We start from the raw sequence: 23,464 nt of genomic DNA, 5'->3' as shown, positions 1-23,464 counted from the left end.
CCTTATATTATTGGGCATCTCTTTTTTAAGTTTAGCGGTTTATTTAATTAGTTGGACACGGAAAATTTCCTGTAGGTCAATGGGTTCTAATGTGGAGCTTGAACTTGATCCTGCATCGGATTCTGATTTTTTTGACTTTTCAGCGAATAATCCCAGATTTCGTGATGCATAATGAACGATTTTCTTTTCCGTTATCAGTGAAGATAATGAGTCAAGGTAACAGGCAAAATAAAATAACAGGCCATTAGTAGTGGGGGAGTAGGTAATAACCGGCTCAAAAGTGGTTAAATTCATAATGGCAGGGCAAGGCTTGTGTCCTGCAGGAACAAGGGCGTTATAATTAGTGCGGCATTGTTCGTATTTCAGCTGAATTTGCTTTTCAGATAAGGGGAGTATAGAGCAGACCTTGTAATCATCCTGCCCATTGGATGCCGTTGCTATCATGATGGCATTACCCGTTTTAAATAGTTCTTCGATGGTTTTGGGTTTTTGTGGTTCAGTGTTAATAAAGTCCTGCCATATCTGCTTATGAATCATATTATGTTCGCTGGCACACAGCCTTGAAATGCAGGATGCGGTGAATTGAAACTCTGCTTCATTAGGGCAGTCTCTGTGCGCATCAATCAATATATCAATTCCCAGTTGGTTAAAGATAAACTGGGTGGGGTTATCTGTGTCAATATATGGCAATAAGTTGAAAAAGGGCGAATCAAATGTTACTTCAATATTTTGTAACTGGCACAGTTTGCCTAACCTTTTTTGATGCAATTCCTTTTGTATTAAAATGGCGCAAACAAACTGGTCTAATGCAGCGTAGCTCATTTGCTGATGAATAAACAGCTTAAGTCCGAATAAAATATAGTCAATGGCAGGGAGATGGTAAAGCAGACTCGTGGACTGGTCAGAGTGAGCAAAAGAACTCATTAATAGACAGTTTTTTTCGAATTCACTAAATAATACGTCCTCATATGGGTTATCTGTTTCTGTGCCAGAAGCTACGGATTCAATTCGTTGCCCTGGCTTTAAGTGTAATCGATGATTAATTAATTCTACGGACTCACCGTCTTGCGTGATCCCTTTTATGGTCGCCCCGAACATGCAGCCAGCGGTTACGAATCGATTGAAACCCGCGAACGAGGTGGGGAGGCTGGATTTAGTAATCCATGGGTATAGATAAAGTCCTGTCTCATTACCTTTGCTATTAAATAACAGGGGCAGGAATACCTCCTCACGCCTGCGCCTGTTGAACAATACACGCAAATCAGGCGAGCGTATATCAATCCGGTCGCTGGCGAAGTCTGTCAGCATGTGCATAAGAGATTGAGCTTTTTTTATCCCACGGGTTTCGGGTTGATATAAAGATTTTTTAGATTTACTCAGCGTGTGAAACATGAACTCCCGATCATTTATCATGAAACTTTTTCTTTCATCGGATACATGGCTTTGATGCTCTTCATCCGGAGATACCAACACTATTCCACGCTTGAAAAAATGGGTATTTAAAAATAAATTGCCTGTCAGAAACCATTCTGAGCTGGAACTGCTTGAGGATGCACCTGTTTCGAATGGTTCTTTCATTATAGTTACTGCCCTGATAATTGATTTGATTGATTCGCGTAATAAATAACGCCGTTGATTTATTTTAGGACATATTTCTTGTTTATCAAACTCGAAGTGATGATTAAGAGCTAAAGTGCTCTACTGGGGACGTGCTCCTCAGGAAATTACACAATTTGGGCAATTTTAATCGGCGCACGTCTCTTATAACCGGAAGGAAGCAGTCAGTCATTCGGAGAGCTTTCTGGGGTTGAGGCCTATTTAAAAAAGACTTATTCAAGTTTTGCAGTATTAAGCCCTGCTCAATGGAAACATCTGGCAGGTTGTGGGGTATGGCAGTCATCCAATCAAAATTTTTCTTGTACAGATCACCTCGTTTTATTGATGCAGAACAATGAAATTGAAGCGGTGGCACAGTGGTCTGGAGTCTATTAGAAAACGCAGGTCGGGCGCTTCGTCCGACCTGCGTTTACAATTACATTGCCACACCAAATTGATAAATAATCCCAAGCTCAAACTGATTACTGTAAACCCGGTTAAAGCGAGTGGGAGCCCCGTTTGCCGGCACGCCATTCGAGGCAATCGCATCGTATTGACCGGAGTTTTTCACTTCGCCGAGCGAGACAAAATGATAGTTAAGATCAATCATCCAGTGCGGATTGAATGCGTAAAGCCCACCAATCCCTGCCTGCCAGGCAAACTGGGAGGTTCTATCTGAAAACTCAGTCTGTACGGCAAGTGGCCAGTAAATATTGGACGTCTTATTCTGCGCTACCCCAAGCCCTCCCATAATATAAGGAGTAAAGTTTTCTCTTGACAGTGAGGGGTGCGACAAATAGGCATTCATCATATAGGCATAGCTGTCAAAGTCGCCGTTTGTCCGTTCAGGACCATTATCTACAACCGAGTAGCGTACACTTGGACGTGCCTGAAAAGTAAAGGCGGTTCGAATATAGTTGTTAAAACGATATCCGGCACCAAGGCTGTATCCCAGTCGGTCGCTTATCTGCGCACTGGGTGCTCTGATTTCCTCCGGGCCAAAGAAAGACGCGGTATACGCTCTGTCAAAGTGGTAGTTATTGTAATCAAGCATGGCTTCTAAATAAAAGCCACTGACATCGGGCGCAATCCCCATATCACCGGCAAAGCACCCCGCGCAGAAACCAAGACCCAGCGCCGTCAATTGAATTTTTTTCATCATTCCCTTCGTTCCCTTTTTTCCGTTTAAGAAAAAAGATTATACGGAATGTTTTTCATTGGAATCAAGATGATATCCACTTTCATCCAGCAACAATGCTGAGGGGACGTGCTCCTCTGAAAATAACACAATTTGGGCAATTGTAATCGGAGCACGTCCCTAAACAGATCACCTATGGCTAAAAACCTGGGCCAGAATGATTATTATCGGGTTTGTCTGCCTCTGTTTCACCTGAATTTAACTTCTTTAATCTTTCTTTAACTGGAGGGGTATCAGAGCTTGATGAGACAGGACTTGACGAACTGGCGGGCGAAAACGATTGTGATGCAAGGCGCTCGCTGTGATCGACCGCCATGGTGACTTCCGCGCCTACCCAGTCCTCCACTTCTGCTGGGCTATCATGCGTCGTATGACTCAGGGCGGTAGACCTTGCCGCCTCTAATCCAGCCTTTGTCCTTTCCTGAATTAAGCGGCGTTCAAATTGAGCTAGAGAAGAAAAAACATTAAAAATCAGCTCTCCTGAAGCGGTAGTTGTATCAATAGCACCACCGCAGAGCGATCGAAATCCAATGCCTTTTTTTCCTAAATCTTCAACTAAAGTAACTAAATGCGCCATTGAGCGACTCAATCGGTCTAATCGCCACACCAATAAAGTGTCACCGGCTTCCAATTCTGCTATACATTTGTCTAATCCAGGCCGCTCAGTACGTACCCCAGAAATCTTATCGATAAATGTTTTGTTTTTTGCGCAACCTGCTGTTTCGAGTGCGTTGAGTTGCAATTGAACATCCTGGTCATTCGTACTGACGCGAGCGTATCCTACAGATTTTGGTATGCTATTTTCTCGTAATTTGATGATAAATCGGGAAAATAATATTTTGTTTCCTAAAACGGAAATTAAAGCACGCCAGGCTCGCAGCAATGCGTTCTACTTTCTCGACTCGCGCGAACTTCAAGCTCCAACTATGAGATTTTCATCAACTTTTCAATTTCTCGTTGAGCCCCGGCTGGATTTTTTTCTTTCATCTGGTTGGCGGCCTGATGGAATACCGAAAAAGTAGTCAAAAAAGAGGTTCGTTGTTTTTGAATCTCGATCGGAACATAAGTTGTCATGGCAGCATCATATAGAGGGGATTTTTCCAATTCTTTAGCCATGGGGATGGCCAGAAGAATCGGATTTCCGTATTCATTGTATACAGCGCCATCATCACAAGGAATGGCTGGCTCCAGCCACCCTTTGCCACCTGAATTCATTGCTTCTTGTATTTGCCCCAGAAAAAGAGCCAGCCTTTGGTATTCCTGTGACAGTTGTTTTGATATGTACGTCATTGTCAAGGTCGGAAGACGTGACTCAATCCACTGTTTTAACTTGCCTGTACGCATCCAGACTCGGCGATGCAGCGTATCTTGCAAAAGCTGGTGTTTCAGCGCGGTTAATTGCACCAACTTGTCGCTGAGCTTATCCAACGCCAGAATTTTTTTGCAAATTGGATACAATGCATGCGCCTCCGAAATATCTTTTTGCATCAGGGTCCCAACAACATCTTTAAGAAGCTCAGGGTCATATATTTTTTCCTCAAGCTTTTTCAGCTTGTGTCTCGCTCTCGTGGTTTCACTAACGATTTCCGCGGTGAATTTTTTGTCATGCATGGCTAAGAATCATGATACTCAACGTTATTGTTCTTATATTGTATCATATGATCATATTTAGTATATATAATTTTATATGAGAATAGCCTTCTTCCCGCATGGCAAGCTCTACTAATAAGTTAAAATCCTCGCTGTTTATGGCTGTAGGTTTAAACATGAGAATTCGAATAATAAGACGCTCTTCCACATACATCTTCTTTAATCGGCTATTTTTGGCTTCCGATGCAAGTGGATCACCAATTCCGACAAGATCCTGGAAAAATGGCTCTGTTCTGTTGACAACTCGTGATATTGAATACTGCTTTTCCATGCAAACCTGGATAAACGGCCTGACAGGGACCGGAGGAAAACTCTGTGCCAGAACTGACCGGTTCTTTAACGATTGATTCTATTTTTGTAGAGATATTTTCCAAAAGGGGGATATAATCTGTCTTGGCTGCGCAAGCATTACTGACTGCGGTACGACGGTGTCGGTGATTGAATCCTGGGATAACGATTCAAAAATGAGGGATCTTGCCCCCCTCAACAAAACCATTTAGTATGTCAAACAGCTTGTTGATATCCATAACTTTTTTTGCCTTTCTAACAGAGGATGTGTGACTTGTTATGAGGTAAGCGAGTCATTTGCAATAGCAGCCATTTACTGAAAAGAATAACAATAAAAATGAAAAAATTTCTTATATTACCGCTTTTTTTTTCTTGTAAACAGCGTGCTTGCCAACACCCAGGTAGTTGATTACGACAAGGTCAAGGAATTGATTTCTACAGGGGATAAAATCAGTATTGTCACCGACTTGCAACAATGTAAAACGACCAGCGATGCTGACGATCAAGAATTTGCCTTGGTGGATGACATTACTCTCGGCACGTTTACACCCAGCCAGGCCGTTATCAAAAAAAATGGTGAGATTGTTACCTCAATGGTCAATGAGATTAAACTGGGTGATTCTTACAGAGAGCTGCGTCAGCACGTAAAATTCACCATTAACCCTGACAATAAAGTCACCTTGGACATAAGCTTCATACAACGACCCGCTTTGGATATACACGTTGTGTTTGTGTGTGATTTAGGGTCTGGCGCAAAAATTTATTATCGTAATCATTAAGCTTTTGGCGAGATCCCGTCGTATGTTATGACGCTTCTATGGAGAATAGATCAATGAGTGCTTCAGAAAGGGATGTTTTGGGTAAAGCTCCGGGATCATATCAACAAAGTCTTTTCTCCCACGAAGCCAGGCCACTTACTATATCATTTGTTTGGTCTGGTGATCTTGGTTATTATTTATCTGATAACCCACCATATGAAATGGGTAAAATTCAAGGTATTGAACTGTATCTTCATGATAATTTTGTATATTCAGCCATTATTCCAAAGTCTACGTCTACAGACAATCAACAAATCTCACTTGTCCTGAAGAATATAAAAACAGGCGCTCCTGTTGAAAGTTTGCGCATTAAAAACTTTCGCTGAAAGTCTTTGCCAAATGCCTGACTCTACTTGGTTGAATAAACACCCACCAGCAGATTGTGTCAACCAAGTCTATTTTGAAATAGAACAAATTGTTTTTCATGATCATCCAAATAGAGCATTGTTTAATGGCAATGGGCCTATGGGGTCAAATCCAAAATGTGATCTATATCCTACAAAATTAGATTCTGGAACAATTGATAAATGCATTACTATAGAAAAGCAACTTTCAGACTTGTATTGTTCGCAAACTCGTTACGCAAATCGGAAGTCAACCACGCTTTTGTGGTCCTGTTATCAGGGTGCAATGAAACACGAACTTGACTTGAGACTATCATCTTTACGGATAGTCATTGTTTTAGTGAGCAGTCGGCGTAAAAAATCCGCCCCCATGCTTCGCATTAAGGGCCGCAGACGATATTATCAGGATTCAAAGTCACCGTTAGCGGATCATCAATGGCTATAGTGACTGGCTGGCGCCAATAAGGTCCAGGGTAGGTATAAGTAACCCCTGGCGTAGGATTATTGCCTGGGCCTCCGGGGTTATAAAGAGGTTTATACTGGCCAGAAGCCGGGATGATAACGGCTCTGATTCCCCTCATGGCAAGATCATCCCCCTTAAGTACGATGTCCAGGTAATTATCTCTGTCCGCAACGTAGGCATCATTCAAAGGCGTGTTTGCTTTAGCAAGATCAGCGAGACCTATTATTGTAATTTTGCCCCCATCCACCGTATATTCGTAATTTGTATCCGTAAGAAGAAAAGGATTACCACCTGATGTTGCTTCAATTTGAAAATAGTCACTAAACGCATCAGGCAAAATAGCTGACACACCATCAGGCGAAATCCCTGCAGTGGTATAAATTCGTAACCTGTACTCGGCATCAGAATGATATAAAGCCTCACCACTGTTAGGAAAATTATTATTAAATACCGTGGGTGCACACTGTCCCGCTCTAGGATAAGTACTTAGTTTTGCCCCAATCAGCTTTGGGCCGCCGCCTGGTTCATAGGGATTTCCACTGGCAATAGAAAGGCCAACCGCACTTACCGGACCATTAGGGCCATAAAGCTTTAAGGTGGTACCGTTATCTACTACGGTGAGTTGAGTCGGATAAATTGCCCCTGGCGTTCCTGGAGCAAGACGATTACCAAAATGGCCAAAAATAACTACACAGCTCCGTTTGTTGTATAAGAGATTAGGTGCAATAGATGCGACGTCTGGCTGAACCACTTCTCCAGTATTGAGGGTTAGCCGGAAATCTGTTGCATTAACTGTTGAGGGTAAGACGGGCCAGCTAAAACAAATTGGCATTGCGTCTGCGTGGTTCGTAGGATAACCAAATGCAACGGCAACACCATTAGGAGTTTGTGAGGTAGTATAGGCAGCATAAGCGGCTCCGGGCGTGGTAATATTCTGCCATGCTCCTCCGGCAGCAATAACGGCTGCTTCATACCCTGGTACACCTTCAATGCCCTCAAAACCATAGTTAGCCGATAAAATAGCCGGCGAACTGCCCCACAAATCAGCATCTATTAATACGTCCTGCATTAAAGACTGATAGGTCGGCGTTGGGGGAGGGATAACCAGGACATTAAGTATATTTGCCGGATTAGCTACCCCGGCACAGCTTATTCCATCGTCCCAGCAGGCCATTAATACCTGTGGTGCATACGCCCCACTGATTACATCACCTGCTAATAAACCATCTGGTGAAACGGTTAAGGTTAAAGTACAGCTTTCATCTGGCGCTAAAGTAAAGGTGCTGTTGGCGCCGCAGCCTGTTGGATTGATAGAGGTATGAGGTGGAAGAGAAACTATCGAGGCATTCACCGCCTTAACAGGATTGTTATTAGTAATCTGGTAAATAGCATGAACTGTACTTCCTATGGCCACTTGAGAGGGGAGAATGGTGTTTTTCTTTGCAACAATAGTAAAGGGTAAAGCGAATTGAGCACTGGTAGATGCCGCAAGTGCAGACAAAGTACTGGTGCTGAGCGAAAGAATAATTCCTCCAATCAACACAAGGCTCTTTAAATTCAGCATATTGATCATAGTGTATCCATACGGTTACGATTTAAAAAAAATAGTTTACCTCTATGAGCAAGGTATTCACATAAACTGGGGATAGTTTTAGTTGACTGGGTGTTTCTATGTTGCCTATATGTCCATTTCCAAGGCCTATGGTGCCTAAGTCTGAAAAGCGATAGCCCAGACCTATAGTAAAATCATCCGATTTTAAGACATCAATACCTCCGCCAACAGTGTAACTTAGAGAAGCTTTATCTTTGTTTTGGTAATAGGGGGTCCGCGTTAAAAAATCAGGTACAGAGGTAACATATTTAAATGCTCTGTTCCAGGCTGTGCCAACACTTGCAATGACATAGGGATAAAATGATTTATGCCAGTGACGCATTATTTTTGCATCAGCAGTCAATTGAGAGCTGGTGTAGTTATAACCATAATTAAATTGAGAAAAAGGAGGCGCTATGCCCTGGGCTAAATCACCAGAAACTAAAGCCTTAGTAATATAATGGTAACTAAAGCCAAGTTGTATTTCGTTAACAGAGAGCCAATCAAAGCGTTTTCGCACAGAGGCCCCCAAACGCGTGGGGTGGCCGGTATGGTGTGCCGCTGAATAAGTGAATGTACTGTAGCCCAGAGGAAAAGAAACAGCACCATGAGGATAGTTGCTGTAAGTAGTTCCTAAATCAAAGCCAAAAACATAATGCCTGTTTTGTTCAGTCCAATGATTGGTTTGTGCCCCGGCAAGGTTGCCTGTCAGCATAAGGCAGCCAAGTAACAATCCTGTGTGGGTATTACATGATTTTAATTTCTTAACCGCATCCATATGGTCGTATATCCCTTTCAATTTAGAATGATTCTACCGAGATATCCGTGTGGTGAACAGAGCATTGTGTGAAGATTTATTTTTAGAAAGCGTCTGATATCCTGACAGAACTGGAAAAAAAGGTATTGAGTAAACACTGGGCATACAGCGAATCGGAATACGTCATTACAGGCGCTGACAGCCAGAATATTTTCTCCGACCGAGCTATGCCAGGAGCTGCAATCAGAATATAATCACGAGCCGGCATTCCTCCTTGAACAGTCTGGTGAATCGTTGCATGTTGATTCAGTGGTGATTGAGAAATGCCGAAGAGCATGGCTATATACAATAAAAATGAAATGCTGCCTCAACGAAAGGAGGCTTTAAATGCATGGTCAGATCTTATTGAAAACAGGCCGCAGGAAAATGAAGTAATCCAACCCAACAGAATATTTGAACAATAAAAAATAACTCAAGGATTTTATTATGTCTAAAGTACTTCCAACCGTTCTTGTAACCTTATCTGCTTTATTTTGGGGGGCAAATTTTAATGCTGGAAAATTTGTTGTCGGCTACATGCCACCCTCAGTAGCAGCCTCTGTAAGATTTTCAATTGCAACACTATTGATTACCTTTCTTGTTTTATGGAAAGAATCCGACATTATGTCTGTAGTCAAGAAAAATATTCTGGCGTTTACCGTTTTAGGAGTTATTGGCGTCGCAGGGTTTAATGGCTTGTTTTTCTGGGGATTAAAATACACCTCTCCTGTAAATGGGGCTCTTATCATGGCAACCAATCCGATCGTTACTCTTTTACTGGCAGCAATTATTTTGAAAAATACAATTCAGGCCAATCAAAAAGCAGGAATGATCTTTAGTTTGATTGGGGTTGTTATTGTAATTTCAAATGGATCTATAAGCATGTTATCCCAGGTTAAAATATCTTTTGGTGATTTGATAATATTGTGTGCAAATATATGTTGGGCTCTCTATGGCGTTCTTGCCAGACGCTTTGTAAAAAACAGCTCCCCACTTATTACAACGGCTGTAACGATGGGTATTGGAACAATTATTTTGTTGTTTTTCTCTATAAATTCAATCACGGCTTCCGAAATTTTGAATCAAGACTGGCAGGTCTATGCGGCACTTCTTTATATGGCAATTTTTGGCTCGGTTTTAGCCTATTTATTCTGGAATTACGGAATTGAACATTTGGGCGCAAGTAATACATCTATATTTTTCAATCTGGTACCTGTATTTACCGTCATAATATCCCTGGTTGGGGGCGGTCATATATCAAACATGCAAATCCTTGGTGGGGTATTGGTACTGACAGGGGTATTGATTTCATCTGGTTTCATCAGATTTCCAGCAATGTCTGGTATCAATGGTCAACCTCGGAATAGATAATAACCTGGCGGAGAAATATTGCTGCGATCACTTGGGATCGTTCTGAAGGGAAAAGGGACCAGTCATCTGAACACGGTCGAGATTCTTTTTCATCAGTATCTTATCTGGGGATTTATCGTACTGAAACCGATCTGGATGACAAGGATATCGAAAGGGATGTACCCGTCCCAGAGGAGCACGTCCCCTGCGGCGCGTCCTTGAAATAAAGAGAGCAGCAATTGAGAAAATCAGTATGGCACCAACACCAAAAATGCCTTCATGGAAAGAAAATAAATCGTTGCTGCCATGGTTGCAGTCACTATAGAGGATTTTGGTAATTCCTCATGCAAGTCTTAATAGTGATGGGGAATTACTTTTTATTTTATTAGTGGTATTGCAAGATAATTTACTGATTCCCCGTTAAGACTACGTGTTTTATGACCTTTACCAGTTAGATCCTCTGCTAACAATATTTCACCTGGACCAAAATTTTTGATTTCACCGCTGCTGGTTTCAATTTGCATAACTCCAGATAAAACAATAATAAATAACTTTTGAGCAGGATTATGCCAATCTAGCTCTTTATCAGGACCCTTGCCAAAAAAAACATTGTGCGTAGAGAGCATTTGGCTGGTAAAACCTACTTCAGAAGGATTTAACTCTTTATATGCTACCTTAAAATAAGAGTTGCCATCTTTGTCTGCAAGCAATACGGTGTAAGAAATAGGTTTAGCTGCGTGTAGCATAGAACTTAGTCCTAAATATATTAAGAAAATGAACCGCGTAAATAACTTCATTGATTATTTCAGGGGTATCACAATTTACAGCGAGAATACCAAAAGCCAAATATACTGACAAGCAAACTGTTTAATGCTCGATAATCAGGTAAATCAGCTGATTTATAAGGTTTTGTAGAAAGTCTAACCCGACTTTTAAAATATTATTTTACCTGACTTGGTTATGCAGGCTCAAACCGCCTGAATTTCCAAAAAGTACAGGTATCCGATTGTTGGGTATATCTTCAGAAATGCCTCCGCGAATTGATCTCCTTTTAAGATATTGATGGGTATAAGTCCCTATGCTGCTCGGTAGATAAACAAGGCGAATCGTTATGTTGTTCTATTGTAAAAAACCTCCCCGTTCTTTTTGCATAAGAAATAGGTAAAAATCGTTCTGCTTCTGAGATTTCTTTCGCCTTTAAAAGTATATTTTCTTTGAGTGGATGTAGTTGGTTAAAGAATATATTCATCTTTTTTAAAATAAATCTCTCTGGAAGAATGTAATCATCTGCAAACTCCATAAACAACCTACACACCAAAGAAAGACCAACAAACAGGTACATTACATTTATCCATACCCATGGATTAAAGATGCTCACTTCTTGATTAATCAGCAATGCCAGCCCATTTTTCCACAGCTCATTAATGATTAAAAAAATAATAGGCGAGAACATGGGTAATAAAAAATTCGGCATCATACTTCTGGTAACATTGAAAGCTTTTGCTGCTCCATAAGTAAAACAGGCCCTTTTTACAGATGCACAGATCTCTTCGCCAGACAATAATGGCAGCATACCGGCCAATATAAAAGCATGAAGAAACCAGCTTGCTATGTCAGACATGGCGGCTATAGGATGCTTTTTATAATATTCTTTCTTCTCACGTAGATAGAATTCTATTGGCGAGCAATGTATTGGGAAATACATCATAAGATTTTTATAATCCATCGCAATCCCGCCAAATGAAACTGGCTGCATTCTTGAAAAATCTATGAGTCTTGCTTTATAAGGTTTTAGCGAGCTAATCATAAAATTGCCAGGATGGGAATCTAAATGTGCGTAACCCATTTTTCTGTGAAATTTTTTTAAATGCCTGAACGCCTCAAAATAAATTTCCTTAACATCTAAATCACTTTTCTCTTTAATAGCATCATCCAATACGCTTCCTTCCATTTTCTTCATTACAATGTAAAGTACGTCATTTTTTAATTCATAACCCACTAAATATCCACAAGTGTATAATCCATAAATCTCATTAATCGCTTCAAAAAATTTGTAATTTCGTTTGTTGTGACGAGAGGGTCGCAGATTAATTTTTTTGCAAACAAGATTGGATTCTACCCCATTGATTTTTATAGAATAAACTTTGCCAAACGATCCTTTTCCTAACAAGCAAGATTGTTCAAGAAACAATTTTTTTCCATCTAGTAAGGATATTATTGAGATTACAGAGGCGGTTTTTTTAAAATCCATTGAAATTCCGTGATTTTTTTTAACATCTTTATTTTTAAACATAACGCCCTCTTTATTTGATAATAGCAGAGCTGGAAGCTCACCGATTCTAGTTTTTTTCCTTGTGTTGAGCCAGTTCTTTATACTTCAAACTGCTGGGATGATAGCGGGTTAAATTACAGAAACGGAGTAAATACGAAATCAAATCATCGCTAATCCTGCCTGGCAAGCGTAGGTCGGGTGCATCGCCCGACATTACGATTTTCATCCAAAACAGTTAAGCGGAATAGGTGCAGCCCTGGCTGCAAAGGACTAATGGTGATCCTGCAGGCTGAAAAGCCGAGTGCAAAGATACTCAGTGCGAAACTTATCATTACAAGAATGCTGAGGGGGCGTGCTCCTCTGGAAATAACACAATTTGGGCAATTTTAATCGGAGCACGTCCCCTGGGGTGCCAAAAGCCAAATATACTGACAAGCAAAACGTTTAATGCTCGATAATCAGGTAAATCAGCTGATTTATAAGTTTTTTTAGAAAGTCTAACCCGACTTTTAAAATATTATGTAAAGCAATCATGAATATGATCACTGATTTAACTGGTTTTTTTAAATAACTTTACATAATCACTTACTTTCCACAATTAGGGTTATGTAAAGCTTTGCATAAAACTTATCTTGGATAGAAAGTTGAATTGGTATAATCTGAATTCAGAACATTATATCAAATCCAATAAGTTATATGTCCTTAACCAAGGACAAACATTTGAAAATTCCGCTTCTCATTCCTGGTATCCACGACCAGAATAGCCCTCTTACTTCCCCGCTTTGATTCATGCTATTCAGTAGCCTGAGAAAACCTCTTCTGTGGTTTGTTGGTTTTTGGACATTGGAGTGATAGCCAACAATTGTCTTTAAAGTTATATTGCTTGGGGAAGTGTTTCGCCCCTCAATTGATCGGTTTGAAACACTGTCTTTTTCAACCCTGATATCTTTTTTGGGGGATCTATTGGCCTGTATAAACAAGGAATAATGATGGCTTCTTTACCACCACGATGCTTTTCGGATAGCTCAGATGAAAAAAAATCACCTTCTCTTGGAAGATGTGGGTTCAACTTCTTCAAAATAAAGTCAAATGATGATAAAAAATTATCTTTATCGTATGCGCCACATTCATGTACTGAAAAACAGCTTATCGTCATTTCGAAACAAACATTTTCAGCTCATGCTGATGCTGCTGCATTTATTGAAAAGCAAGGATTACCGTCTGGAGATATATGGACGGCGCATTTATTAGCACAATCAGGCGCGATGGCGGAAAAACAAGAGATTAAAGGCGCCATTGGTTTCAATTTTCCCGAAACACCGAAACACCCTGCTTCTAGCGGCATTTGGGCTTGGTCTAAGGAACAACCTGGTAAGATCGACCTGATGTGGAATGGGCGCGGACCAAGCGGAGGAGGAAAGACGCTTTCAGTAGATGAAATCAAAGAAAACTTTGGCGTTGAACCCGAATTGCCAGCAATATGCCAAGGCCCTTCTTTATAAAAAGGGGTGTATTGTCGTTTGGTGATGGTCTGTAAGCAGTATTTCCGGTTATCGTTATCGCGCTAACCGGACTACAATTTGGTCTTTCGTTGATCTTATCGGCATTGGCAAGGCTCCGCATTCAGAGTGATGTATCTGAAAGGGATTTACATTGGGTCTGTTGGCGAAAGCGCGTTTTACAACAAGGTCCCTGCCAGGAGGCAGCCCGGTTAGTGTGGGTTTTTAGCCCGGGCTACACTCGCTTCCGTTTGCTAACCCTGTTTATCAAGAACACACACGATATCTTCTGGATATTGGTCTACGATAAATTCCAGTTTGCCATTTTTTTTCAAAACGAGTGAAAATTCAAAACTGGTTCGATAACTGGAAGTAGATTGATCAGCAGCCTCCATGCCCATACTGTAATATGAAAAATCCATACGGTTCGGACCGGACGGTAATGCTGAGCTTAAGGTATGTTCTGAACTGTTTGGAGAGCTAATATTTTTTGATTTTACGTTGTTAAAAGGAAATTTTAATGCGTCTTCATTTTCATTACCGGTATTATCATCGGTAGCAAGGGTTTTAAAAACAATATATTTATCGTTTTGAACAATGTTTAAAGTAAGCTTGTCTTGAAATTCATCGCATTTCCCAACCCAAATGCCTGAAAAATCCAGTTCGTTTTCCAGGTTTTTTTTCAAAGAATAGTGATTGGACTTCATTACATGTTCATTGAAAAAACCTTTAGAGAAAACTGGCATGCTTGCCAAGAGGCATGATGCTACAACAACTGCTTTTTTGTTCATAATTAACTCCATTTTATTGATAAAAGCCCGAGTATCGTATTGAAATTACCGATCTATGTATAGTGCCTATTCTCATTGCATTGAACTGCTACAACAATATGAAGACTGTTCATTGCTCTTAATGCTTTTTTCATCTCGTTCGCCAGGTAAATCCATGGCAGGATTTCTTGCAAAGAAACCGAATGGTTTTAATGAAATAGACGTGGTTGCTGCCGGCATGACGGGAAACTCTTCAGGTCTGGGTGCATGTGTTGGACCGAATGTGACCCATACCACTAAAGGTTCATTGCTAATATTTCTTTTTTTCCGGATGTAATCTGGCAATCCGTTTCCACCTTCGATTTGATTAGGATAGTCACCAGAGGCATATTTCTCACTGGAAACATAAGGTGTTACCCACACATTATTTAAGGCAAATGCCCCACGTTTTGCAACATAACTATTTTCATCAGCAAGCAGTAAGGGATCTTGCGGAATTTCTAACTTATAAGCTGTGGGGTAACCAATGTGATTTGGAGTGGAAGCATTAGATATGTTCCAGGTGCGATGTGTCTTTGCTTTTGCATTACGAATTGCCTCATCTTCACGCGAAAAATATTGTGTCGTCAGACCAAATGCCGTGCCAAGCGGATTGGTATCCGGGTTCATTGGAACGCGAGTAAACTCGCTTTCACTAAATGAATTATACTGACCATCAACCATCATATGTAAGCGCACATTAAAAAAATGTTGATGGTATGGTGCAGCTAACTCATGTGTTAATTTACTACCCCATTCGTATCCTGTATCAGGATAAATAGCGGCGGTTTGTACAATACCCGTTAGTTTTACTTCTAATCTTAAGCTGCCATCTTGTCCTAAACGCCAGTAAAAACCATAGTCGTAGTTTCCTACTGTCGGGAAAAAGCTGATGACTAATTCTCGCGAGCGTCGCATTTCATTAACGCCATCACGAAATGAATCATTATGCTTCCAAAGTGTTCCTGCATCTTCTTCGTGCATGCAAATGACATGCGGCATCTCCATGGGTTTGCCAAAATCATCCGCGGCAGGCACATCAAAGTAATGAATAAGTCCCTTGCAATCACAGCCCAATTTTAATGGGCCCGCTAATTTACCAAGTCCATATTCACCTGCATCAAAAGCACTTTTAAAATTATGGCTTACACCAGGATCGCCGTAAGGAACAAGCATGTCTGTTATACTTGCCCGATAGATAACAGGACGCACGTGATCGCCATCTTGATAAGAGACCTGATGCAAAATCAAACCTTCGCGAGGAGTAAATCCAATACGTAATTTCCAATTTTGCCAGCTAACTTCCCAGCCATTTACCGTAAAACCTGGGCCTTCAGGTTGTGTGATTACCAGTGGCGTCAACCCCTGACGTTTATCGGGCCATGAAGCTGAATCATAATTGATGATTTCTGCTGGAATAGGCGTATCTCTGCCATCATCAATTAATTTCAAGACACGCTCATTGATGAGATCAACAACGGCCACTATGCCTTCAATGGGCCGCGCATAGGCATTGTCTTTTATATTTTCCCGATAAAAACTGGTTGCGCGAACCAGGCGGTTGCCTTTTTCATCTTCATTGCCGAAGTGACCAGCAGAAAATGGATCCACCTGGATTTTATTAATTTGTTCATCATTTAATCCTCTTCGTTTCATTGCATCACGCCAGGCTGAATCAGCTTTAACGATGCGTTCACACTTTCTAAACTCATCCACAAGGATAGGAGGTTGACCATAAGGTGATTTTTTTACGTCGATTATTTTCCAGCTAAGGACTTCTTGTGTCGTTAGACTAATTATCGCCTCAAACGTGTCATTGGTTTTTGAATCAAACACGCATAGAAACGCCGCGCGATCTGGAACGTTTTTTTCATTTAAATTTAATATTTCATCTTGAGTAGGCTCATGCGTCATCACTATTGCAAAACGATAGTTCTCATTTAATTTCTGTTTTATTTTCAATAAGTCGCATGCATTTTTAATTTCATCACTAGTCAAAGGATCTAAAGGGTGTGATAAAGACAAGCTGGAGACGGAATCTTCTTCTGTTAATTTTGTTACTTCAGATGAGGTCGCTGACATCATTTTCTCCATGTATAAAAATTCAGACATAAATAAAGTTTTGGGGTCTTGAATCCCGAACTAAGGAAATATTTTTTAAGTATTAATTCACAATTCAATGCCTGGATATGGGGATGTTGCCTTCATAAATTATTATGAAAATATAAACGAACGAGAAGCTCAAGTTTAAAGCTTTGACATAAGTGGCGTTGTGTGCGCTTTATCCTCAAATGGAAATGCGGGTAAATTTTCTGGATTAGTTAACCAATACTTGTGATGTGCTTGATCATAAATGCTATGTATCTCTCCCGTATTAAATTCTCCAAAGGATAAATCACACAACAGCCATTTTAAAAAATCCGCACAAATTTCAGGACGAATTAATTGACCAGATGCATAGGCTTGTTGAAACATTCTGTGTAAATGAAAACCGGTAGTTTCGCGCAGGGTTTTCTGTATGCCCGTGTCTACTTCACCAGGAATTACTGATCCAACAGCGATATTTTTTTCACGCAATTCTTGTCTGACAATCCCGGCAACCTCATCTAAACCGGCTTTAGTTGCACAATAAGTAGAGCTTTGCATTAACTGTAAGGTAGCTGCCCGCGAAGTAACATATAAAATACGCGATTCTGGGCGCATACAAGGGATCAATAATGCTGTAAGTTTCATCGGTGCTGACAAATTAAGACTAATAACTTCATCTATCGCTTCGCAGGAATGATCTTTCAGGTCTCGTGGCGGTGTCTTCATGCCAGCGTTTTGTACCAGGATATTTAAGGCGATTCTAGCATCCTTAATAACATCAGCCACTCTTTTCAAATCATCGTTTTTGGTTAAATCAGCACGAATAGGTATGAATGTAGCAAATTCGCTGCTTGTTTTATCCAGGCTGCTTTGATCGCGGCCTACACCAAAAACAGTCCATCCCTGGCTCAGTAAAGTGCGTGTAAGAGCCAAACCGATTCCATGTGTTGCACCTGTTATTAAAGCTGCTTTCATTTTAATTTCCCTGGTTTATAATGGTCCAGATCCTCAATAAGGCTGGCACAATGTTAAGAGTAAGCATCACGGATTCTAATAAATGACGTCAGGGAGTATCAATACCGTAATTCTACTGTGCTTTAAGTCTCCGATTGGCAGGGTTTGTCTGTGGCTTTCCTGCTTTCGCTCATAAAAATTGGATAAAACAATTGAGAATGGATAACACATTCTAATAACTGGCATTTAGTCTTGCAGTTGAGCTTTTGTGTAATATTAGCCAAACGTGCTTCAACCGTTCTTGCAGATAAGTTATATAGATTAGCTATTTCTTTTGCAGATGATCCATGCAAGTATTTTTTAAAATAATAAAGGAGTTACTATGATTAAATTATCTACCAGCCTATCGTCAGAATTTAAAAATGTAAGTCAGATTCCTGGCCAAATTTTCGCGTTAAATCAGCAAACGCAAATGGTATCACCAGGTGCTTGCTCAAGCTCTTTTGGCTGTTCGTGCAGTTGCTCATGTGGTGTCACTTCATAGTCTGGATCTGGATATCCGGGTGACTCTTGGGTTCGTGTCTTAACTTTTGCTCAGGCCAAAGCACAAGACGCGAACCCTTTGCACGCTCGTTTAAATAGCATTAGAAAATTACTTAACCTTCTGCCCGAGAATGATTGCCTCGGATTTCTCGTAATATTCTACGCGATCTGGCTCGATACAGATCCTCATAAAGTCGATTAAAAACATAAGCTCCTAATCGCAAACCCTGTTCAATGGCGTATTTATCTTCCCTGGATTTTTGCCATGAGTGAGCAAGAATATCAAAAAAATCTTGTGAATGTTTTATGTCAAGCTCAGAATGCAAAGTATAATGAATTAAACGATCCTGGCTGAGCCATTCACGTTCTACAATTCCAATCCCAATCCAGGAAGAAATCTCGGCAAACATGCGCTCGATCATTCCCATAATACCAACACCAGTTAAATATTCATCTAAGACACAAGCCCCGGCCAAAAAGGTATTAAAGGAACGTACTTCTGGCCACAAGGCACGACTGTCCACATCTTCAGGCGTTATGTCACCCAATCGATTTAACAGTTCAATAAATGTTCTACCATGAACTTTTTCCAGGTTCCCTTCACCATGTTCTTCCCATACATTACGTAATACTTCTATCCTTAATTCTGCTGTTGGAATTTTGGCTGCCAAAGCGCTCATCGGCTGATTAAAAAAATCAACGGCGAAAAAAAACTGAATTTGGGTTTCCAGAAAATCCTCTTTGGAAAATGAACCATCGTTTAATGCAGAAAAAAATGGATTATCACGAAAGTTGGAGTCAGTCAGGATCGACTCAATTAATTGTGTTAATGTTTTTTGATCACTCATCATAAACTCTCCGTTGTATTATTTAAAGCAAATGCGCGATAACCTCATAAACTATAGTTTGACTAAATTTAAAAAAATGAATACCTTGCCAGAATGCAAATCATCACAATTTTTTACCTACCAATAAACGTTTATAAAAAAAACTGCGATCCTGGTGTAGATAATCTGCTCCATCTTGTACTTGCCATGTTATTTGGCTGCTGCTTAAAGAAGTGATGTCCAGTGTCGAATTTAATTGACGAAGTATAAGCATTCCTCCTGAATTTAATTTATTTTCCACCGACTGCAGCATTGACTTTGCCTCCTGGGGGTTCAGCCAATCAAGAGCATTGGACAAATGGATGAAGTCAAAGGAATCGTTTGTCATATCCAGGGTGTCGGACAGAGTATGATTTAGAAATACAGGTTTCTTCGTGATGGTTTGTTTGGGTTTTGTTAGCCACTCATATGGGTGTTGATTAAATCTGCCTAATAAAAGCTGACTTAGAAAGGGATTATTTTTTGCAAGTGGACTATTTAATGCCTTGACGGTTTGTAAGAAAAAATGCTCCCAAAATGGCATTGCTGGATTTTGTGTAGCGCCTTCTCCGTATAAAGCGACCAAATTATCCAGTGCCATTACTTTTTTGAATGACGCATTTAGACAGTCTTTTAACTGTTCCGAGCAGGATATTGTTGTTTTGGTATTGGTAAGAATATCTTTAATTTCATGTTCAAAATGACGAATTTCATGTTGTAATTGCAAAAATAAATATTCGTAACGGCCAATATAATCCAAACCCAACTCACCGGCTTTATCCAGATCACCCAACGTATCGGAAGGAAAGCCCAATAGATTTAAATGAGTTGCAATCCAGGCACTGCGGTCTTTAGCCGGCATAAATTGATGGCCAAGAATAGCGAGTCTATCTTCAATGGAACAATGTTCCAACAAATGCAATTTAAGTTGTGTTAAACCTAGCTGTGCCAGGTTAGGATCAACTACAGTAAGCTCGTTTACCAAAGGATGAGTAGCTAAAAGAGCTGCGGTACATCCTCCAGAAGCGATCATTAGTACCTTGATTTTTTGTCTGTTCAGATGGTCAATTACCTGGACGTCCAACAAGGGATCTTCTCTTACCTGTGCAAAACCCACTGGAAATTGACAGGCAGTATGCACCCAGGAAGAAAATTGCGTAGACTTTGTCATAAGGTTGTATCCTGAAAGTTTCAATCCTGGATGGAAAGAATAATGAAATAAATAAATTATTCAATATGTTTTATCAAATCAAACTCTGGTCTACAAAAAATCTTATGAAGACTTCTTTGGAAACCAATGGAGAGAGGAAAATCGAAGAATGTAACTTGCCCTGTCAAAGCGTATCCTTAATCTGACTCATATATTCGGATATTTTTACAACTAAACGCTCCACATGTTCTATGTGGGTACGGAAATTTAGAATACAGGCACGGATCCAGAGAGTTTCCTCAAGTCGTGTAGAACTGACGTTGATCAGTCCGTCAGCGGTGATTGATTCAAGTAATTGTTCAGTTCCTGTTTCAGACGAGGTACGAAAAGCGACCACGGACAAATCAGGTTTTGCAAATACGGTCACACCGTTGATCAATTGTAGCTGCTGGTGCAGCCAACAAGCGAGCAGGTGCTTTTCCAGCAATGCATTTTTAAAACATTCAACACCGAACAGATCCAAACTCAACCGAATGCGTGGTGCGCGATTATGACGTGTCATTTCAAGTGAATAATCAAGGGGCGATCGGTTTGTAGTTGTTTCCGTGCGTGACAGATATTCCGCATCTTCTTGAAAGGCACTTTTTAAAAATCGGTGATCCTTAACCAGGGCAACGCCAACACCGTACGCCAGGAACATTCCTTTATGAGGATCAACCACAATTGAGTCAGCTTTTTCAATTCCTCGAAGTGCTTCCTGACCCACTTCGCTTAGCTTAAACATTCCGCCATATGCGGCATCCACGTGCATCCAGAGTTTGTATTTATGAGCAAGCTCCGAGATAGACTCCAGAGGATCGACAGAGCCCGTATTCGTAGTGCCAGCAGACGTGATGACAAGAAAAGGATGTAGACCTTTCGCTAAATGTGTTTGAATAGAGGTGCAAAGATCTTCGTAGTCCATCGATAGATCTGCATGAGTACGGATATAGTGAATGTGGGCGTGATGCAGGCCCATAACTTTGAGGGAACGACGGATTGCAAAATGTGCTTGATTTGTCAAATAGATAACCAGTGTATTTGTGTTTGTTTTTTCTACAGACTCCCGGGCTGCCAGGAGACAAGTTAGAGTGGCATGAGTTCCACCACTTGTTAAACAGCCCCATGCTTCAGAGCCCATCTCAAACAAATCACAGAACCATTGAATAATTTCATTTTCACTGTCGGTACTTCCTGGAGCCCCAAAGTGTAACCCGGTAAAACGATTAGTAACTCCAACAACGAGATCTGCGAGGGCACTTGTAAGTATTCCTCCGCCAGGTATATACCCCATAAAGTTCCCGCTCGCCGTTTCTATTCCTCGATCCAGTTGAGCAGCAATTAAGCGTTGTAAAGGTGTGTTTGGCTTATGGAAAGTGTCCTGGAGCGTAGTTAAAATTGGATTGGTGGACAGTTCTGGCATTGCTGGAGCATGTCCAATCGTGTTGATGAATGGAATAAGACTATTAAACGCTTCCTGGCATTGCTCGTAAAATGCCTCTCCAGACATTTCAAGCGCCGAAGAAGCCAGTTGTAACCTAGTTATTTGAGCCCGAAGATTTTCCAAGTTTAATCCTCACCTTATAAAGGAACGGATGCTATATCTAAAACGATGGCAAGGCAAATTCCAGCCACTGACAGCTATCAATGATAAAACATGATTCAGTGAGATTAATATCAGATTACATGTAACGCCCCATGCGCCAGGACAAGTCTAACTTATCTTACAGGTGAAAGTCCTGTCGTAGAAGGAGACCCGATTCCACTAAGTATCGAGTCTGGCGTCGCCGACTGATCCTGCCCTGATTTGATGGACACCCTGTTCAGAGAGTAAAATCTTAACGAGAGGTAAAAAATGAATAACAATTCAGAACAAAAAATACTCAGAAAAAATACAGTCCCAAGTTTAAAGATCAGGCAGTAGAACGAGCAGAAAAAGATGGGATCTCTCAGGTAGCCAAAGATCTTGGTAGAGGGATCGGCCGCACGATCCTGCTCACCAATGATGAGCAACGCCGATGGCTGGAAAAAGCCGGTCGACAGGTGTCTGCTAATCAATCATTGATCCCCAAAGACAGAACCTGCAAACAGCATCTGAGCCATTATCAGGTGCAAACGAAACAGATGGGTGTTAGTAAATGCCATGGATTACGTCATGCTTATGCGCAACGGCGATATCATGAGCTTACACGTCAATTTTATTCGCTGGGAAAAGGATGGGTTTGCCCTCTTGCCGGGGGCAAACCAAAAAAGTTATTAAGTGCTGCTGAACGAGTAATAGATCACAAGTCTCGCGAAATAATCAGTCGCGAACTGGGGCACACCAGGTTGGCCATCACATCAATATATTGTGGTTAGTAAGTGATTTTTTTCACGTACAATAAAACTGAAATATGAAAGCCATGATTTTGAGTTGCATTTGTTATCGTGTGTTATCACATATCTAACGACGTTGTTTTCCGTTGAGACTCAAATGATGCAAAGTTATCACGCGACACGGACAAGGCTCGTTCCATTGGTAATCTCAATGCGGAAAAACACATATCAAAAATATGGTTAAAACGCTTTGGAACCGATATTTGAATTGTTAAATCAATTTGAATTTTTTCATATAGTTCGCAGTTATCCACCTGACCAAAGAAAGTTGCCTGTGTTTTCGATACCGCAGGTATTTCAATATCAGATGACAGATAACCGATGGACCTCATAGCAACACTATATGGATCTATATCGTTATTATTGATGTAATTCGCCAGTTCATCACGTTCAGTATTTTCAATACCTTGCAGCGTTACTACACCGACAAGCCCGGGCACCAAACTGAGAAGTGAGCCAGGAGCGTTAGCATCCGAAAAAATGATTTTTAGTATTTGAATAATATTTGTACCAACATATTTTTGAAGACTGTAATCGGATATGCGGTATATGGGTACTTCTACGGCTTGTATTTTTTCTTTCATATCTTCGATATTGGCAGCCACAATCTTCTCCTTTAATTTTTGATGCAGCAGTCTATGATGCCACTAATAGAATTGTAAAGTTTTATCTTGAGAGATAATGATACTATTCCGTCGTAGACCATAAATATCAATCAGGTTCAATTGATTAATGTACCCGGAAAAGGATTGATTTTTTGGGACCCCATTTTTT

General features: G+C 40.7%; 21 protein-coding genes. 4 read left to right on the top strand and 17 right to left on the bottom strand.

The annotated features are described in order from the left end of the window. Positions 1-39 precede the first annotated feature (39 nt). From ACQUTA_RS12130 to ACQUTA_RS12110, 5 genes are all read right to left on the bottom strand, one after another. A complete protein-coding gene (locus ACQUTA_RS12130) occupies positions 40-1,578 on the bottom strand; it encodes a hypothetical protein (protein ID WP_444988522.1) in 1,539 nt (512 codons plus the stop codon). 454 nt (positions 1,579-2,032) lie between these two features. Beyond that, positions 2,033-2,758 carry an outer membrane protein gene (locus tag ACQUTA_RS12125; RefSeq protein WP_444988521.1) on the bottom strand — a complete coding sequence of 242 codons (726 nt, stop codon included), beginning with the start codon at positions 2,756-2,758 and terminating at the stop codon, positions 2,033-2,035. 175 nt (positions 2,759-2,933) lie between these two features. After that, a complete protein-coding gene (locus ACQUTA_RS12120; RefSeq protein WP_444988520.1) occupies positions 2,934-3,677 on the bottom strand; it encodes a recombinase family protein in 744 nt (247 codons plus the stop codon). Positions 3,678-3,718: 41 nt separating this feature from the next. Then, positions 3,719-4,405: a hypothetical protein gene (locus ACQUTA_RS12115; protein WP_444988519.1), complete on the bottom strand. Its 687-nt coding sequence runs from the start codon at positions 4,403-4,405 to the stop codon at positions 3,719-3,721. Between the two features lie 43 nt (positions 4,406-4,448). Continuing rightward, on the bottom strand, positions 4,449-4,715 hold the full coding sequence (locus ACQUTA_RS12110) for a hypothetical protein (protein ID WP_444988518.1): 267 nt from the start codon (positions 4,713-4,715) through the stop codon (positions 4,449-4,451). 400 nt (positions 4,716-5,115) lie between these two features. On the opposite strand from ACQUTA_RS12110, the gene ACQUTA_RS12105 reads away from it, so the two are divergent. Together ACQUTA_RS12105 and ACQUTA_RS12100 are read left to right on the top strand one after the other, a co-directional pair. After that, positions 5,116-5,511 carry a VirK family protein gene (locus tag ACQUTA_RS12105; RefSeq protein WP_444988517.1) on the top strand — a complete coding sequence of 132 codons (396 nt, stop codon included), beginning with the start codon at positions 5,116-5,118 and terminating at the stop codon, positions 5,509-5,511. Between the two features lie 53 nt (positions 5,512-5,564). After that, positions 5,565-5,876, top strand: a complete 312-nt coding sequence (locus ACQUTA_RS12100; RefSeq protein ID WP_444988516.1) for a hypothetical protein — start codon at positions 5,565-5,567, stop codon at positions 5,874-5,876. 398 nt (positions 5,877-6,274) lie between these two features. On the opposite strand, the gene ACQUTA_RS12095 is transcribed toward ACQUTA_RS12100, so the two are convergent. Both ACQUTA_RS12095 and ACQUTA_RS12090 read right to left on the bottom strand, forming a co-directional pair. Further along, a complete protein-coding gene (locus ACQUTA_RS12095; protein WP_444988515.1) occupies positions 6,275-7,930 on the bottom strand; it encodes a hypothetical protein in 1,656 nt (551 codons plus the stop codon). 22 nt (positions 7,931-7,952) lie between these two features. Beyond that, positions 7,953-8,726, bottom strand: a complete 774-nt coding sequence (locus tag ACQUTA_RS12090; RefSeq protein WP_444988514.1) for an outer membrane protein — start codon at positions 8,724-8,726, stop codon at positions 7,953-7,955. A gap of 465 nt (positions 8,727-9,191) precedes the next feature. Between ACQUTA_RS12090 and ACQUTA_RS12085 the strand changes: the two genes are divergently transcribed. Continuing rightward, the gene (locus tag ACQUTA_RS12085; RefSeq protein ID WP_444988513.1) at positions 9,192-10,115 is read left to right on the top strand and encodes a DMT family transporter; all 924 of its coding nucleotides are present in this window, start codon (positions 9,192-9,194) and stop codon (positions 10,113-10,115) included. A gap of 356 nt (positions 10,116-10,471) precedes the next feature. On the opposite strand, the gene ACQUTA_RS12080 is transcribed toward ACQUTA_RS12085, so the two are convergent. Together ACQUTA_RS12080 and ACQUTA_RS12075 are read right to left on the bottom strand one after the other, a co-directional pair. Next, positions 10,472-10,840: a cupin domain-containing protein gene (locus ACQUTA_RS12080; RefSeq protein ID WP_444988512.1), complete on the bottom strand. Its 369-nt coding sequence runs from the start codon at positions 10,838-10,840 to the stop codon at positions 10,472-10,474. Between the two features lie 305 nt (positions 10,841-11,145). Further along, positions 11,146-12,387 carry a protein kinase domain-containing protein gene (locus tag ACQUTA_RS12075; protein ID WP_444988511.1) on the bottom strand — a complete coding sequence of 414 codons (1,242 nt, stop codon included), beginning with the start codon at positions 12,385-12,387 and terminating at the stop codon, positions 11,146-11,148. Positions 12,388-13,352: 965 nt separating this feature from the next. Here ACQUTA_RS12075 and ACQUTA_RS12070 point away from each other — a divergent pair. After that, the gene (locus tag ACQUTA_RS12070; RefSeq protein WP_444988510.1) at positions 13,353-13,868 is read left to right on the top strand and encodes a hypothetical protein; all 516 of its coding nucleotides are present in this window, start codon (positions 13,353-13,355) and stop codon (positions 13,866-13,868) included. Between the two features lie 251 nt (positions 13,869-14,119). Here the strand turns inward: ACQUTA_RS12070 and ACQUTA_RS12065 are convergent, their stop codons facing one another. The 8 genes from ACQUTA_RS12065 to ACQUTA_RS12030 form a co-directional block, all read right to left on the bottom strand. Continuing rightward, positions 14,120-14,656, bottom strand: a complete 537-nt coding sequence (locus ACQUTA_RS12065) for a hypothetical protein (protein ID WP_444988509.1) — start codon at positions 14,654-14,656, stop codon at positions 14,120-14,122. Between the two features lie 72 nt (positions 14,657-14,728). After that, complete coding sequence (locus ACQUTA_RS12060) at positions 14,729-16,759, bottom strand: primary-amine oxidase (RefSeq protein ID WP_444988508.1); 2,031 nt, start codon at positions 16,757-16,759, stop codon at positions 14,729-14,731. Positions 16,760-16,921: 162 nt separating this feature from the next. Beyond that, positions 16,922-17,737: an SDR family oxidoreductase gene (locus ACQUTA_RS12055; protein WP_444988507.1), complete on the bottom strand. Its 816-nt coding sequence runs from the start codon at positions 17,735-17,737 to the stop codon at positions 16,922-16,924. Positions 17,738-17,859: 122 nt separating this feature from the next. Continuing rightward, entirely contained in the window at positions 17,860-18,069 is a 210-nt protein-coding gene (locus tag ACQUTA_RS12050) for a helix-turn-helix transcriptional regulator (RefSeq protein ID WP_444988506.1), read from the bottom strand. 303 nt (positions 18,070-18,372) lie between these two features. Then, complete coding sequence (locus ACQUTA_RS12045; RefSeq protein ID WP_444988505.1) at positions 18,373-19,110, bottom strand: iron-containing redox enzyme family protein; 738 nt, start codon at positions 19,108-19,110, stop codon at positions 18,373-18,375. 100 nt (positions 19,111-19,210) lie between these two features. Beyond that, positions 19,211-20,296 carry a DUF3419 family protein gene (locus ACQUTA_RS12040; RefSeq protein ID WP_444988504.1) on the bottom strand — a complete coding sequence of 362 codons (1,086 nt, stop codon included), beginning with the start codon at positions 20,294-20,296 and terminating at the stop codon, positions 19,211-19,213. A gap of 163 nt (positions 20,297-20,459) precedes the next feature. Then, the gene (locus ACQUTA_RS12035) at positions 20,460-21,881 is read right to left on the bottom strand and encodes a pyridoxal phosphate-dependent decarboxylase family protein (RefSeq protein WP_444988503.1); all 1,422 of its coding nucleotides are present in this window, start codon (positions 21,879-21,881) and stop codon (positions 20,460-20,462) included. Between the two features lie 868 nt (positions 21,882-22,749). Beyond that, positions 22,750-23,295: a hypothetical protein gene (locus tag ACQUTA_RS12030; protein ID WP_444988502.1), complete on the bottom strand. Its 546-nt coding sequence runs from the start codon at positions 23,293-23,295 to the stop codon at positions 22,750-22,752. Positions 23,296-23,464 lie beyond the last annotated feature (169 nt).

The sequence above is a fragment of the Legionella navarrensis genome (genome assembly GCF_052527415.1).
This window is presented reverse-complemented; position numbering and strand designations above follow the sequence as displayed.